We start from the raw sequence: 16236 nt of genomic DNA on the forward strand, positions 1-16236 counted from the left end.
TAAGTAAAAGTGCTTAGTATTGAACCGAAGCCCAATAAAAAAAGCTTATCAAAATTAATTAAATGCCTGGTTAGCCATACCTGTGTTTAGATATAGTTAAACACAACGCCCATCATGTACCGTAGCTACAGCATATTGAAACCTAAGTTAAGCAGTATGTTAAACCTTATGATGATTTGGCTCTGATTTTTTAATTTTAATTTGCATTTTAGCTCTCCGTACGGGGCACTTAAACGCTGTTTCGCCGCAAATTAAACTTATACAATGAAATCATCATCAAACGTAATCCCGATAGTTGTTGTTACCGACGAGCATTATGTTATTATGCTTGCCGCCTTATTAAAATCTATCGAGTGCAACCATAAAAGCGGCGAAAAGATAGCAGTATACGTAATTGCGGACGGCGTTAAAAAAAGCAGCCAGAAAAAAATACAGACTTCTGTTGATCCTGCCATGTTCAGTATCACCTGGATCAGGATGGAAGATACCATTCCGGCAGGTGTTAAGCTCCCGCTTGACCGTACCTCCTACCCGGTTACCATTTACCTGCGGTTGTTTATACAATACATCGTTCCGAAAGAAACTACCAAGGCCTTGTTTTTGGATGTTGATATGATTGTACTGGAGGATGTAAGCAAATTATACGACCAGGATTTAGGCGACAAAATAATTGGAGCCGTTCAGGATCCGCGTTTACTTACTTTTGACAACTCGTGGGGTGGTATTATGAATTATAAAGAGCTGGGATTTGCGCCCGATACCAAATATTTTAACACCGGACTGCTACTCATCAACACCCAAAAATGGGCCGAGAAAAACCTGGCCGTAAAAGTGATTGATTGTATTAATGACAACATTAAGTTTGCAAACTACCCAGATCAATACGGCTTTAACGTAGTATTAGCCAACCAATGGTTGGAACTCGATCCGCGATGGAACTATTTTGCCTCCGGCGATCTGGATCACCCCTACCTGGTTCACTTTATCTCCCGTAAGCCGTTCTATACTTCGTACGAATACAATCAAAACTATAAAAACCGTTTTTACCAATACGTTAAGCAAACCGAGTGGCGAAACGCTAAACCCATTGGCGAGTTAAACCGCTATTTTAAAAAGCTCCACAACATTTGGGCAAAAATTAAAAAGAAGTTTTAAGCTAAATTAATAACCGCCCACAAAGCCGTGGCCGAAATGGCTACCCATAATACTACGCCTTGTAAAAAAGGCTTTAAGCCAACGGCCATTAATACATTACGGGATAAGCCTGCACCAATTAAAAAAAGCGTTAAGGTTAAACCTGCCTTAGCCATAGCCACCAGGTAAGGGCTGATGATTTTAACAGGCGCCAGGTAGGTATTCAAAACCATGGCGATAACAAACACTAAAATAAAATAAGGGATGCGGATAGCCCGGGATTGATTTTTAAAGATAAGCGTAGAAACCAATGCCACCGGGATAATCCATAATGCCCTTGCGAGTTTAACTGTAGTAGCCACTTCGAGCGCGTGGGCACCATATTTACCGGCTGCGCCAACAACCGAGCTGGTATCGTGAATGGCTATGGCGCACCACAAACCAAACTGGGTTTGCGATAAGTGCAAATAGTGCCCTATCAACGGAAACGCAAACAAGGCGACAGAATTAAGGATAAATACGGTGCCTAAAGCTACCGAAATTTGTTTTTCTTCGGCTTTAATAACCGGCGCTATAGCCGCAATGGCGCTGCCCCCACATATTGCGGTACCTGTGGCTATCAGGTAGGAGGTTTTAACATCATTTTTGAGCCATTTACCCATGATATAACCCAGTAACAAGGTAATTGCGATAGATACTATGGTAAACAAAAGGCCTTGCCTGCCCGCCTGCAGCGCTGTATTTACATTCATGCCGAAGCCTAAACCGATAACCGATGCCTGCAGTAAAATATGGGTGGCTTTATGGTTGACGTGCAACCATGGATGCCCCACAAATTGGGCAATAACCAACCCCATTAATAAGCCAACCGGAGGGGAAATATAAGGCGTTAAACAAAGTACAACCGCTATGATAAAAATAAGCTGACGGGTGGTGATGCTGCGGTTTAGAAAAAGCTGGCGATTGGCTGTATTGGCGTTGCTGATGGTATTCATGATGGCCTTCTGTTTATTGACACTCAAAGATCAATCAATAAACAGCATTATTTTCATTACAAAAAACAATCTTCAATAACTTTAAGTTATGGATTTAGCAAAACGTATAAACAATTCGGCTAACGCCCCGGGATGGCCATGCGTTTGTATAAAACTGAATGAGCGGCTGATGGTAAGCCCTTTGATATCAATTACTTTGAACTGGTTATTTTTTAGCTCGGGGATAATGGCGTGTATAGATATCAGAGCCAGGCAATTACTATTGATTAAATAAGATTTAATACTTTCGGTACTCCCCAGCTGCATTTCAATTTGCAGGTCGGCTAATTTAACGCCGTGGGGTTTTAAAGCATGTAAGATCACTTCCAATGTACCCGAACCCGGTTCGCGCAGCAGTAAAGCATAATTTTTTAACTCTTCCGGTTTTATGGTTTGTTTTTGGATAGCTTTATTTTGACTATTGCTGATCAGTACGATCTCGTCTTCTAAAAATTCCTCGTATTTAATTTGCGGGTGATGAGACATTCCCTCTACTATCCCCAGTTCAATTTCTTTACGAAGCAGTGCCTGCTCAATATCCTCGGTATTGCCGCTAATTAAATTAACCTGTACATTTTTAAACTTTTGATGAAACTTAGCCAGCACCGGCGGAATTACATATTGTGCAACGGTAGTGCTTGCCCCTATGCGCAACTGTCCTCCGTGGCTCTGCGTTAGCAGATTCATATCATATTCCATCTCGCGATACACGCCAAACAGTTGTTCAGCATGCACTAACAAAGTTTCCCCGGCAGCTGTCAGCGTAATTTTTTTATTGCCGCTTCGCTCAAACAGCGAACATTTAAAGTGAGCCTCCAACTCGCGAATATGTTTGGTTACAGCGGGCTGGGTGATGAATAGTTCGGCAGCGGCCCTGGTAAAATTCAACCTTTTGGCTACGGTATAAAACACTTTCAGTCTAAAATCAAACATCATTGCCAGTGCTTAAATAACCGCCAAGTCAATTGACCATGCATCATTAAAGATTTTCGCGCGCAATAAAAGCCTGTATAGTATCCGGAGCCTTCATTAAAAAAACCTGCATACCTAATTTTTCGGCAGTGGCCAGGTGTTGAGGGCTATCGTCTATAAAAAGTGTTTCTTCGGGCTTCAGGTTATTCTCCTGCAATATCTGTTCAAAAATATCAGCGTTGGGCTTGCGCTTACCCATTAAATGCGAGTAATACACCTTCTCGAATAAATGGTCGTTCCCATCAAAACCAAATTCGCGCTTCAGATAATCCATAATATAATCATAATGGATGGCATTGATGTTACTCAACAAAAATGTGCGGTATTTATCCTTCAGTTTAAGCAGAAGTTCGTGGTTGCCTTCGGGGATCCCCAACAACATGGAGTTCCAGGCATGGTTAATCTGCTCGTCGGTTAGATTAGCGTTGCCGGCCTTGATGCGGATCTGTTTTCTAAACTCATCGGCACTAATTTCGCCCTTATCAAAAGCGTTGAAAACTTCATCCTGTTCGCGATGTCCAAAAAATTGCTCTACGTTGGCAACCCCTAAATCAGCCCAGGCCTTTTGGGCAATTGCAAAATCGATGGTGAATATAACGTTCCCGTAATCGAAAATGATATTCTTAATATGAGTCATAAGGTTTTAGTCTGCAATAAAAACAAATCAGGTTACTTAAAGTACCACCTCTTCGGTTGCTGTTACCGGCGAAGCCTTTAATTTACCACCCCGATTTGAGCGTTTAGTGCGCGAGAAAAGTGAAAGGTCTCTGTTAAATAAAAATTGAAAAAGTAAAACTGTATAAGATGTATGGTAACCCAAAGTTTCATAATGCTCACCAGCTACTTTTTTTATCTGCGGTAGCTTATTCCATGGCACCGACGGAAAATCGTGGTGCTCGTTATGGTACCCTACATTTAAATTAACCACATTTAATACGCCATAATAACTTTTAGTTTCCTGATGATCGCCATGAGTGAGGTAATGCTCTTGTACCCACCGTGCACCAAGCGGATGAAGGCCTACCGAAAAAAAGAAACTAAATATCATATACATAACAGCCTTAGCGCCAAAAAAATAAATAACGCCCCCCATAAACACTATTTCGGCCAGCCAGTTAACCACGGTCCAGGCGTCCAACAAATTAATCTCCTTTAAACGGAAAGGGCGCAGTAACTGGAACACCGGAAAAAATAACAACCACATGGATTTACCAAACCACCTGTTGTTAATTAAGCGGGCCTCCCAGCCAAAGGGCATATCGGCATCCAACTCGGCCACGCCCTGGAAAGAATGATGCTTTAAATGATATTTTTGGAACGATACCGAACTTGCAAAGCCCTGCGGCAAATTAGCAAATATGCCAGCCAGCGTATTAAGCGTACGGTTTTTAAATACCAGGTTATGCGCACACTCATGTATGCAGATAAATAAGGTGTGACTGGCAAAAGCACCAACCGCGTACGAAACCAGCAAAACCAGCCACCACGATGCATCTTTTAACCATATAGCCAGGCCAATTTGTATACCGACACATAGCAAGATAACCAACATGGTATATGGATTTCTGCCTATGAGTTGCCTGATTTCCGGATGTTCTGTAATGATTTTTTTAGTTCTCTTTTTGTGGGGTTCGCTCTCGTCCGACCAGTTAAAATCTGTTCTTTTCGCCATCTCTGTTATAAAATATATCGCCTAAAATACGACGTTTAAATTAATAATTTATCATAACTAATTTTAAGTAGATTAAAAATTAATTGACAAATACTAAATTATGAACCCCAAAACAAGCGAAATATTATGAAAATGTAAAATTAGCAAGCTGATTTGCAGTGTATTTGCGAGCAGGTTGCATAATTATCGCCAAAAAATAAAATCAGTTTTGCAAATCGACAGTATTTTACGTAAAATTGCAGCCGAAATAAAAACGATATTTCAGCGCCTATAGCTCAGTTGGTTAGAGTAGAAGACTCATAATCTTTTGGTCCCTGGTTCGAGCCCAGGTGGGCGCACAAAGTGGAAATTCCCCACCCCCGAAAACCCTCTAAATCGTTGATTTAGAGGGTTTTTTCATTAATTACCCCCTCAACAACCCCAAAGAAAGCCAAAGTTCTCGTTACCTATCCGACTACCTGTTTTTAGTTTTTAACTTAGGTAACACAAACGCATTCAATGAATTGACATACAGTTAATTACAGCGATAAAAGTTTGTAAAAAATGGCCTTTTTAAGCACATTTCCTGTTACCTTTTCGTTACCTGAAAACAGGGTGTTTATCAAGCATTTAGAACTTAAAAATTAATATTATGCAAACATCACAGAGCTTCGGTATCCATTTTACCACCCGTCCGGACAAAGCCAAAGACGGAAAAGAACCCATTTACGCCTGCGTAACCGTTAACAAGCAACGCGCTTACATCGCTTTAAAACAAAACGTCGATCCTAAAAATTGGGATGGCGGCAAGGGTGCGGCCAAAGGCAACAAGGATGAGGTAAAATCCATTAATAACTATTTGGAAGAAGTACGGCTCGCTATTGGCAACTGTTATAAGGAACTTCAATTAAAAAGGAAGATGTTATCTGCCAAAGCTATCAAAGATCTTTACCTCGGCGAAGAAGCAGAAGTTTATTCCTTGAGCCGCCTTATAACGTACCACAATGAAACTTCTACTACGGATTTGAAGTGGAGTACCCTGAGACATTATTATGTCACCCAGCGGTATTTGGTGAAGTTTTTAGAGGACCAACATCATGCCTCTGACATTTACCTTCACCAGCTTGATTTTAAATTTGTAAAAGACTTTGAAGTTTACCTGCGAAATCATAAACCGAAGGACCATCAAAAGCCTTTAAATAACAACGGTGTGATGAAGCATATTATCAGGCTTAAAAAAATGGTCAATCTCGCCTTGAACCTGCAATGGATTACCAATGATCCGTTTGCTACCTACAAATTAAAAATTCTTAAAGTTAATCGCGAACAGCTATCCGAAAAGGAACTGGCCGATATGGAGAAAAAGAAACTTTCTATCGAACGCCTGGATATGGTTAGGGATATGTTTGTTTTCTGCTGCTATACCGGATTATCTTATGTTGATATGATTAATTTAACACCTGGGCACATCATTGCAGGAAGTGATGGAGAGCGTTGGATCAGAACTTGCCGGGAAAAAACTTTGATACCTGTAAATGTGCCACTGCTTCCGCAAGCCCTAACAATTTTGGATAAATACAAAGACAACATAAGATCATTATCCAATGGTCGGGTTTTTCCAACTGTGTCCAATCAAAAGGTAAACAGCTATTTAAAGGAAATTGCCGATTTATGTGGTATTACTAAAAATGTAACCTTTCATATAGCCAGGCATACTTTTGCCACGACAGTAACGCTATCTAATGGAGTACCTATTGAAACGGTTAGTAAAATTCTGGGGCACACAAAGATTACTACAACACAGATTTATGCTAAAGTGGTGGAAAGGAAATTGAAAGAAGATATGAACGCTTTAAAACTCCGTATTGGCAGTTCTACTTTGTAAATAGTTGAGTTATATAATCCAAATTCACATTCTACGAGGCATCCAAATTTTGATACCTCGTAAAATGTGAATCTTTTAATTTATTTATCAGGTATTGTAAAGCCATTTTTAGCAACAATATTGGATAGCAGATTATTTTTTTTCCACCTTGTTCTGCAAACCTCTGTATTATTCTTCTTAATGTAATTTAAGAGTCCATATTAATTGATTGTCAAAAGTCCAGATAAACATCTTTTTAACTCTACACTTAATTGACCAAAGTTATCCATTGACCAAAAGGGAATTTCTCCTGCTATGATTTTTACAGCGTGACTTTTTTCAAATCCGGAAGTAATTATGAATTCAGATTTATTTTTAAGCACTTCGATTTCATTAGGATATAGCAATAATACGTGGGTACATGCTCGCCTTAACGCATAAGCAGTCATTTGATACATGTCACTTTGAGCGATGCCCTTTTTAGAATTCCTTTGATCTTCTTTCGACCGAATTTTATATTTAGTATCAACAATTATTTTAATCGTGGCATCGAATTTGGACGTCAATAATATATCGTGCTTCATTTTAAATGCCTCGGATGGTTTATCAGTCAAATAAAGATCCTGTTTTTGAAATTCTATTATCCATTCCGCTGAAAGCTCTTTTTCAATAAATCCAGCAACAAAATCCTCAAATATATACTCCATCGGAAATAGCAGACACCAATGTGATTGCTCATAATGGTTATTACTATATATTTCCTGATTGAGTACTAACCGGCATATAGAAACAATATCATTATAGTCATCAAAAAAAGGATTTAGTTTAACCCTGCTCAAACTTGAACTGTTGCAAGATTCATCAGTTACCTCATCCAAAATAAACAGAATTTCGTTCAGTTTATGAAGCGTTTCCGGGAATTTCGCTCTCTGCTTCAACTGGCGTGTGACATGTTTGATAATTCGATTTAGTTGATTATCAAACATTAGAGGTTCATGGTCGCATTCTAAAATATGCTGATTCCCATTACTTAAACCACTGTTCAAATACCTAGTAAAATTAATCCTGCCACGTGGGATACTTAAAGACTCCTCAATCTCTTCATAAAGCATTAAGGGAGAATTTGTTATTACTGAAATAATTTGATCTGCCATTAGATTAATCATCAATTCCGGAAAATTTTCACAGTCATGTGAATCTAAATTCACATTTGTGAAAGGAAATTTCCAACGTCGGCAGTAATCGAACCAATAAAAAATATGCTTTAAGAATAGTTTAATGCTATCCTCATCTATGGATTGCCTTTTAAACACTTTGGGATAAACTTCCAGATGAAAATCGTCTGATTGTATAAATCCTATATAATTCCTGGCTCTTCCACTGGTACCATCAAAGGTTAAGAAGCCCTGATAAGATTTTAAAGTTGATACATCTTCGGTGATAGGTTGAAGCTCGTCGTCAAGCGGCTTGCTTTGCGTCCATACCTCTTCCAAATAGGGTTGAAGAGTCTTCCTATTGCTAATCGGAAACCAATCGCCAAACTCAAACGTTTTAAACATCTATTATATCGTTTTTCTTGCTTACCTCCCAACAATAATTATTTTCATTGTACTTTGCAATCCAATTAGATGTACTAAAAATATTTTCCACCTCGGAAATTCTATTGCCAAAATACTCGTTTAATAAAGGTATCACTTTCTTTAACAAGATATTTTCAATTGCATCTTCACTTAAAAAATATGCGTGACCGATAAGATAATCAGCAGTGTTTTTTTTACGATAGATAGCCTCGTTAATTTTTTTAAGCAATTCCGCCCTATCGGGGAATAAAAGATTGTAATCGGGATATTTGCCGATAAATTCAAACCTTCTTCTTAACGCTATGTCTAGCAGAGCAATAGATTTATCAGCGGTGTTCATTGTGCCTACAACAAATAAATTAGGAGGTACTCCAAAATTTTTCTCATCATTAGGTAACGTAATTGTTAATTCATTATCCCCACCAAGACGTTTGTCATCTTCTAATAGTGTTATTAGCTCTCCGAAGACCCTTGAAATATTAGCTCGGTTAATTTCATCAATTATTAATACATATCTTTTCAAAGCCTCCTTAGGCGTACTGTCGCCACCTTGTTGTTTTTCTTTGATTAGTTTAACCAATGGATTGTAGTATACTACTAACCCAGAATTCAATGTCCTCGTGCCTTGAACTATTTCTTTTAAAGTGTCAATACTTAAGGTGTGATTAGTACTATTATTCGACTTTCTGAATCTAATTGTGCTACTAGTAATATCAGTTATTAAATAAGATATGCCAGAAGCCATTTTTACCTCAACTTCGCCACCCGATTCAAGGGGCTCGAAGAGTTCTGTCAAAATAGTTTCGAAATCCTTTACTAAACTTCTCTCTTCCTTAGATGCATAATAGTTTTCCTTTGCTCTTTGAGCGATTTTATAGAAAATGCCTTTATGAGGTTTAAATCTCAAAATAGCATCTTCAGGATCTGGCCTTAAACCAACCATAAAGTCCTCATAACTATAGTTTTGATGAAAAGTAACAAACTCTATTTGGCCATCTTGTTTTAATTTATCGAATACGGGTTTATTTATTTTATGAGTACTGGAAGTGCCAGTAATTATTTTTACAGCTATGTCTATGCTGTTGTACGTTTTACCGGTACCAGGAGGACCATATAAAATTTGATTTAAAGGTTGAGGATTATTCAAATCAATCAAAAGCGGCGCACCTTCAGAATTCATATAGTTTTTTAATTTATTTATATTTTCTTTGTTGGTTATTTCGGTAAGCGTAGTTCGCAGACCCTCTTCGAATGCTATTCCGGTTATATCTCTTTTCAACCAATCTACAACTCTACAGTTAGGAAAATCCAAATCAGATAAGTGAATATATTGATTGTGTAAAACCTTTCCGATGGCTTTAACTTGTGCACCATCCATTGCAATAATGTAATCGTTCAGCCATACTGAGTTTAGGAAGTTCATAATCTCTCCGGCTTTACGAGAGGCCGTATTATTATTTCCGTTATAGTTTTCTGTGGCAAGCTTTTTTTGAACCTCTGTTTTATTTAGTGGAGTGATTTTTTTAAGATCCCCCAAATTATCCCACCCGATGGATGCCACATTATTTTCCAACATTTCAGGGAGCACATAACCACCATCATCGCCAGCCTTGGTTCCCAAACGCCAATATTTAGGCTGGCGTTTTAGTTCCTCGCCATGTAACCAACCCTCGTATGATATTTGATAAAATGGCTTCTCAGTAAATTTCTTTACAAAATCACAAGTTTGTACAATACCATCGTAACTTTGATTGTTCACGTGTATTCCTAGAGAAGTTAAATAAGGATTTACAACGCTATTCAGCGGCAGGTACTTCTCTGGCTTTAAAACGAATAAGCCCTCGGTAATTTTTGTCCAACCAACACTTCTGATAGTTTGTACATCAATAAGTTGTTCATTGGTAACGGTATCGTTCAACACCGAGTTATATAATCCCCACAATCGTTCTATTTCATTATTTGTTCTTTCAAACTTATAAGGAAATAGCCAGACCTTTTGTGCATTAGAGGAGGGAATGCCACATACGTCGTAGACTTTAACATTGATATTCCAGAGCTGACAAAGATTGTTTAAGATTTTAATTCTTTTATCATCACCATATTTATTCAGGTACGAAATAAAAGTAAAAGGATCAATGTCGTCTAATTTTATTACAATATTGTCATTGCCTCTATCATCGAAGCCCTCAACTCCTATAGCTTCGAGTACTTCGATTAAGCCGATATGATTCGCTTGATAAGCAGAAAATCTCGAAGCGATCTGTTGATAAGCTGAAACCCAGGTGTAAATAAAACTCATAGTGTATTGTTTAGGTAATATTGAGGTATTTGCGTTAACTATTTAACTCGTTAACTGTTGCTTGTATAAATGCTTGATCGGTGGTAGTGGATATAAACAAAAAAAGGGCACCCTTTACTATATTCGAAACATCTTTGGGGTTTCTGATGTAAGCTTCTCCCATTCGTGCAAATTCATTGCGTGTTAAGTTTTCATTCCACACCACACCACGATCGCTTTTAAGATAATCTTTAAACCACTTCACCCAGATGTCGAAATATTGTTCTAATTCATCTTTACGATACCTATCCTTTATATCGAAGACTTTATTCCAGGTTCTAGTAAAGCCGTTATTTGGAAGCAGATTTATACGCCACTTTCCTTTTCGTCCAGCATATGGCAGCAAGCTTCCAGTTAATGAAATTCGGATTTCCTGAAAATGCAAATAAGAATATATGAATTTTCTTCTATGCAAGCCGCCATATAAAACATCTTTGGTTTTTTTATGATTCCGATTACACTCTATTCCCATAGGAATCAAATTCCGCATGTTTACCGCTGCTAGTGGGTAAACATCTTTATATAAGATATGGTCGTAATCTTGACACCGATAATCAGGATTGCCTATCGTCTCTATACCGCAAAATGGACAAATACTGCCTAATGTTTGGTTGTATAAAATTTCATAGTGTTCTTTCTTGCCGTAGGAAGGTAGGACACTAGAATACAGATACATAAATAATATATCTGTGGCAGACCTGATCGACTGAGGTAGCGCACTTAGTTTAAGTTGATCTCCATCGAAACTAATATCTTCTACAATAGCCTCAATATCCTGAGATAGTTTAAATTTGTTAATAAAAAGATTTCTATCAGGCTGGCTTAAACCAATAAACGCGTTAAAAAAGCTTTCCAGTTTGGGTCGTAGCGCCGATGAAATATCCACCTTGCTGGCAAAAGCAGGGCTAAAATATTGCTGATAAGGATTGAAAGAAGTTCCAGCGGGCACGTTTCTAATTTTTAGCAAGAAATAATAAATCTGCCGATTTAATAGAAACGTTGAATGTGTAGGAGTTAGGTTAAAGGTTTGGAGCATCGTCTTTGGTATTCTCTCTTAATTCTTCTATACGTTTATATAAGTAAAACTTTTCAGGTGATTCACCGAAATTTGATAAGCCTTTTTCAATCAACTCAATATCATCTGACTTTATTAAATCTTTCAAATCTTTTAACGATTTTTCTGACGTAGTATATTCTAAACCGAAAGCACTCATTAATATATAATCAAACGAAGCTCCGAAGGTCTCTTTTGTAGGCAATGATATCTGAAGTGTACCATTTTCTTTTTTGAAAATGAATACTTTCTCTCTTTTGCAATCAGAAACAAGGAAAGGAGAATGAGTCGTGATAAAGTTATCCTGTGTTCTGCCTGCCGCAAGTGCGTTCCATAATTTAACAAACTCTCTTCTCCATTTGGGATTAAAATGTGTTTCTGGTTCGTCGAGTAAAAAAATGGAGTTTGGAGTATCCTGCATTAGGATGGTTCCAAATATGTTCAGAAATTGGTGCTCCCCATCGCTCAGATTGATATAGTCAATAAGCGATTTGTTATTCAAAAACAATTTGATCTCAGAATAGCTAAAAACTTTGTCCATTTCAGAGACGGTTGGGGGCTTAATAACGAGACTTTTCTGTCGGCGAGTTTTTTTTATTTCATTGCGATATTTCTTATCAATGATTAAGTTATTAAGTAACTCAAGCTTATAAAGCGCTGTATAGAACTCGATTGATGAGCCGAAATATTTGTTTATTACTTTTCGTGTTACATCATTATTGTAAAAGTCGAAAGTATAGGCGTTTATTGAAGCATCATATTCATAAGCCGCGGCCGCTATTTTTAAATTTTTTACAGTGGCTTCGAGTTCAGGAGTTAATTTAATGCCGTCTTTTCCCTTTGCAGCTTTATGTTTTGTTTGTATTTTGAGCTGAAAATTCCTAATTCCAGTTATTGAAATTGAATCAAGCAGCAACTTAACTTTCCTGCTATTACCCGACATCAAATTGGCAATCACAACACCTTTATTAGTACTGTAATCCATCAAATAAAATCTTGGATCGTAGTCTTTTGCGGCTCCTTTTTTCGAGCTGTTTATTTCTGGCAATGCTCTTGACGCGGTATGATCAGCATATTCATCATAATAATCTAAAAAAGGTATACTTAAGGTTTCGTTTTCACCAGAAGTATACCCGATAATTTTTTGCGGTAGGTAACTTTCAATATCATCCAAAAACAGCTCTAGTTCATTGTAATTATAATCAAAAAGTAAAACATCGGGCGCTGTTCCTCGAGACTTTTCCTGGATGACCTTAACAATGTAATTTTGGTTTGACTTGGTAATTGAATATTCAAGTTCAAATAAACATGGAGCATTGGGTTCAATTACCCGATTTATTTTTCTAAATATTCGGTCTAAATAAAAAAATATGTCGGCTATGGTTTCTAGTAATTGTGATTTACCAGAACCGTTAATACCTATAAAACAGTTAGGATCTACATTTGACAAATCATTATCATCCGTAAAACTTAAATCCAACCCTTTTAACAACGGACGGTGTTCGATTGCGTTAAGTTTTATCCTGTGAAGTTTCATTAGTCGCCAATTTATAAATCATCAATTCATTTTCTTCATCAAAAGCCATTTCCAAAACCTTAATATCAAGCAAGTTATAAAGCTCTTCTTTTATTTCACTATAATTTGCACTTGATAATTTCCTAATGTCGTCAAAAGTAAATTCATTTTTCTCCGAAACGGACATAAGCGTTTCTATAAGCAACTGTGTTTCTTTTTTAGGCTTCATCGATTTGCTTGCGTTAATTTTTGGGGGAGACTCAGGGGCTGGTGTATTTGTGTCGATATCTATTTTCTTTAACAATTCTGCAACAGGTTCATCATTTTCATCGTGTGAAGCTAGCTCCCCTCTAAAAGCTTTTTGTAGAAGTACTTGTGGCAGCGCATTGATTTTTAGTCTTAAAGACTCAAATTGATTTACTAAAATTTCAGCACTTTCGAATAGTTTATTCAATTTTACTACAATGATTGTTTGTTCATCAGGGGGCGGCAATGGGACGACAAATTTCGATAGTTTCTGAGCATTAATATTTGATTGGCTTACACCGTCCGTTTTTACCTGCCAACACCAGTTTCTAGCATAAGCGGAGTTCAATAGATAATTTAAGTAGTATGAGTTTAATTCTGGCTTATTCCAGATTTTCATTAAATACCCTGCATAAATAGCTTGATTATCACTTTCATAGATCGACGTCTTTCCCACAAGCTCAGGACTATTAGTTCTGTTGAATAAAACATCGCCTCTATTTAAGCTATACTTTTTAAGTTCTTCTGGGTCAGATGTATATTTTAAATCTGACCAGTCGATTTGGCCATTTTGCAAATTACCCATTCTAAGAACCGGAATATCTCCTTCATTTTCTGATTTAACTGAAGTTCCATACGTAATTTTTTCAGATAAAGCTCCCAAATAAGCGAAAGTCCATTGCTTTGGTATATCAAATAATGTAACTTCTATATCCTCAAAAAAATCTAGCCTTTTAGAATCATTTGTCCTTTGTTTAAGATTTTTTACGATGTCATTTGCATCTTGTATATTGTTTTTACGCCAATCAGCAGTTAGTTTTCCTGAGATCGCATAGTCAAGAAGCTGTAAACGAAATTGTTTAATTAGTTCGGGGATTCGCTCTATTTTTCCTTTAAGAGTATCAATGTTATCAAAAGCCTTATCCAATTTAGCGACGATACGGTGCTGCTCAGATATAGAAGGAACAGGGATTTTTACAGTTTTTAAAATAGAAAAATGGCGACTATATCCTAAAGACGGTATATTGAGTGATTTTATATAGTAATAAAAAAACTTTTCATTTAAAGCATTAATAGGCTTGAGTATCTTTGTGCCATCAGCACCAACTGCAAATTTGAAATTTATATACTTTACAAACCTGGTGTGATCACCGAATATAATAACTGGCAGATCTCCTTTATATATTAAATTAACATCATCAATATAACCTGAAATGAAAGTTTCGCCCTGATCTACTACTGGATAGTTGCCGGTGGCATTGTACTGTTTTGAAGTTAGCTTTGTAAAAGTTCCTGTTTTTTCTATTGATTCCCCAAAGGGAATGGTTAGCCAGCCACTGAACAACGCAGGCTGAACGTGATCGCTTTTAATATCTCCTCTACTAGCCATCTAATAAAGCAATTAATTCTAACAATTCAGTTTGAATTTCCTCTATTTCTTTTAGAGCAGACTTCGCTAATTCTATTGGATTGTTATCTTGATTTTCAATCGAATAATCTTTCTCTTGAATTAATCCGAGGTCTAAAATATCATTTTTATTTTCTATTTCTTTTCGAGTAAAACAAGACCAGCGCGAATCCTGAATGATCGCGCGTTGTTCATTATTTACGTTACCATCGTAGGTGTTGAATACGTCATCAATATGAATACCTCCCGTATAAGCATGAACAAAGCCGTCGAATGCCACACGGGTAAACGGTGTTCGTTTACCAAAACTATGAGTATTACTGCGCATGTCGTAAAACCAAACCTTCTTTGTGTTTCCTGTTTCGGAAGTTCCTCTTTCAAAAAAAAGAACGTTTGTTTTTACACCTGCGGCGTAGAAAATACCTGTTGGTAAACGCAGTATCGTGTGAAGGTTACATTTGTCCATTAAGTCCCTCCTGATTTTTTTTCCGTCTCCATCATCGAATAAAACGTTGTCAGGCAGTACTACAGCTGCTCTTGCGCCGCCTCTTTTATGAAGCGACCGGGTAAATGTGCTGTAAAAAATTCAATTGTTTATTACTTGTGGGATAAGTGAAATCGTCGCGGGTCGGTCGCTCCCCACCTTGCTTAGTTCCAAAAGGGGGATTTGCTAAGACACCATCAAAATTTTTAAATGATTTTCCTAATTCTGATAAGGTATCGCCCATTTCGATACGGCTCTCCAGACCATGCAATTTTGCATTCATCAATGCTAATCGATGTGCATCCTGTACTAGTTCACAACCGCTAAAAGCTTCGTCAACTTGAAATTTACGCTCTTTGCTTCCTAATTCAAAATAATGATGATGTTTCTCTTTTAAATAATAGTCCGCGGCTATCATAAATCCAAATGTTCCAGCTGCTGGATCGTTCCATCGTTCCCCAAGTTTTGGAACAAGCAGATCAACCATTACATTAATTAGAGGCCGGGGAGTAAAATATTGGCCTGCACCACTTTTCTTTTCACTTGCATTTTTTTCCAATAGCTCCTCATATATAGTAGCTATCTTATCTTGTTCTTGTTCATCAAACCAATCAATCAAGTCTATACTCGTAATTAGAGTTCTTAGATTTACAGGCTTTCTCAAAGTAGTGGAAGCGTTGGTGTAGATTTCTTTAATTGTAGGGTTCTCAGACTTAGTACTTATTGTTGCTAAAAGTTCGCGATAGGTATCAAATAACTCCTTATTGTCTTTGATTGCTTTTAAAGATGACCAACGATATCCTTCCGGAAGTTCATTTTCAAATTTTTTTATTTCTGATAATCTTAAAAAGAGTATGTAAGTTAATTCATTAAGATACTGGTGATATGTTACACCATCGTCCCGTAATACATTACATAAATTCCAAAGTTTGTTAGCTATTTCATCTGCACTCAT

General features: G+C 37.3%; 13 protein-coding genes and 1 tRNA gene. 3 read left to right on the top strand and 11 right to left on the bottom strand.

All coding sequences use genetic code 11. The features are described from left to right. The first annotated feature begins 264 nt into the window (after positions 1 to 264). The gene (locus MUCPA_RS02755) at positions 265 to 1155 is read left to right on the top strand and encodes a glycosyltransferase family 8 protein (protein WP_008504296.1); all 891 of its coding nucleotides are present in this window, start codon (positions 265 to 267) and stop codon (positions 1153 to 1155) included. Here the strand turns inward: MUCPA_RS02755 and MUCPA_RS02760 are convergent. The 4 genes from MUCPA_RS02760 to MUCPA_RS37420 form a co-directional block, all read right to left on the bottom strand. Further along, on the bottom strand, positions 1152 to 2129 hold the full coding sequence (locus MUCPA_RS02760; RefSeq protein ID WP_008504297.1) for a YeiH family protein: 978 nt from the start codon (positions 2127 to 2129) through the stop codon (positions 1152 to 1154). The genes MUCPA_RS02755 and MUCPA_RS02760 overlap by 4 nt on opposite strands. An 81-nt stretch (positions 2130 to 2210) precedes the next feature. After that, positions 2211 to 3104 carry a LysR substrate-binding domain-containing protein gene (locus MUCPA_RS02765; RefSeq protein ID WP_233276833.1) on the bottom strand — a complete coding sequence of 298 codons (894 nt, stop codon included), beginning with the start codon at positions 3102 to 3104 and terminating at the stop codon, positions 2211 to 2213. Between the two features lie 43 nt (positions 3105 to 3147). Next, positions 3148 to 3777, bottom strand: a complete 630-nt coding sequence (locus MUCPA_RS37415; RefSeq protein WP_008504299.1) for an HAD family hydrolase — start codon at positions 3775 to 3777, stop codon at positions 3148 to 3150. 36 nt (positions 3778 to 3813) lie between these two features. Then, positions 3814 to 4812: a fatty acid desaturase gene (locus MUCPA_RS37420; RefSeq protein WP_008504300.1), complete on the bottom strand. Its 999-nt coding sequence runs from the start codon at positions 4810 to 4812 to the stop codon at positions 3814 to 3816. 264 nt (positions 4813 to 5076) lie between these two features. On the opposite strand from MUCPA_RS37420, the gene MUCPA_RS02780 reads away from it, so the two are divergent. Together MUCPA_RS02780 and MUCPA_RS02785 are read left to right on the top strand one after the other, a co-directional pair. Next, positions 5077 to 5150: transfer RNA gene (locus MUCPA_RS02780), tRNA-Ile, on the top strand. Between the two features lie 293 nt (positions 5151 to 5443). Beyond that, positions 5444 to 6676 carry a site-specific integrase gene (locus tag MUCPA_RS02785; protein WP_008504301.1) on the top strand — a complete coding sequence of 411 codons (1233 nt, stop codon included), beginning with the start codon at positions 5444 to 5446 and terminating at the stop codon, positions 6674 to 6676. A gap of 200 nt (positions 6677 to 6876) precedes the next feature. Here MUCPA_RS02785 and MUCPA_RS02790 read toward each other — a convergent pair whose 3' ends face one another. From MUCPA_RS02790 to MUCPA_RS39160, 7 genes are all read right to left on the bottom strand, one after another. Next, entirely contained in the window at positions 6877 to 8214 is a 1338-nt protein-coding gene (locus MUCPA_RS02790) for an McrC family protein (protein WP_008504302.1), read from the bottom strand. Continuing rightward, complete coding sequence (locus tag MUCPA_RS02795) at positions 8207 to 10534, bottom strand: McrB family protein (protein ID WP_008504305.1); 2328 nt, start codon at positions 10532 to 10534, stop codon at positions 8207 to 8209. The genes MUCPA_RS02790 and MUCPA_RS02795 overlap by 8 nt, the downstream gene beginning before the upstream one ends. A 34-nt stretch (positions 10535 to 10568) precedes the next feature. Beyond that, a complete protein-coding gene (locus tag MUCPA_RS02800; RefSeq protein ID WP_157543797.1) occupies positions 10569 to 11522 on the bottom strand; it encodes a hypothetical protein in 954 nt (317 codons plus the stop codon). 70 nt (positions 11523 to 11592) lie between these two features. Beyond that, positions 11593 to 13164, bottom strand: a complete 1572-nt coding sequence (locus MUCPA_RS02805) for a restriction system-associated AAA family ATPase (protein WP_008504308.1) — start codon at positions 13162 to 13164, stop codon at positions 11593 to 11595. After that, a complete protein-coding gene (locus tag MUCPA_RS35605; RefSeq protein WP_008504310.1) occupies positions 13139 to 14779 on the bottom strand; it encodes a restriction endonuclease subunit S in 1641 nt (546 codons plus the stop codon). Before MUCPA_RS35605 ends, MUCPA_RS02805 begins: the two co-directional genes overlap by 26 nt. Beyond that, positions 14772 to 15383: an HsdM family class I SAM-dependent methyltransferase gene (locus MUCPA_RS39155; protein WP_217220528.1), complete on the bottom strand. Its 612-nt coding sequence runs from the start codon at positions 15381 to 15383 to the stop codon at positions 14772 to 14774. The genes MUCPA_RS35605 and MUCPA_RS39155 overlap by 8 nt, the downstream gene beginning before the upstream one ends. Continuing rightward, on the bottom strand, positions 15349 to 16236 hold the full coding sequence (locus MUCPA_RS39160; protein WP_217220388.1) for a type I restriction-modification system subunit M: 888 nt from the start codon (positions 16234 to 16236) through the stop codon (positions 15349 to 15351). The genes MUCPA_RS39155 and MUCPA_RS39160 overlap by 35 nt, the downstream gene beginning before the upstream one ends.

Origin of the sequence: Mucilaginibacter paludis DSM 18603, assembly GCF_000166195.2 — a bacterium.
Classification (GTDB): Bacteria; Bacteroidota; Bacteroidia; order Sphingobacteriales; family Sphingobacteriaceae; genus Mucilaginibacter; species Mucilaginibacter paludis.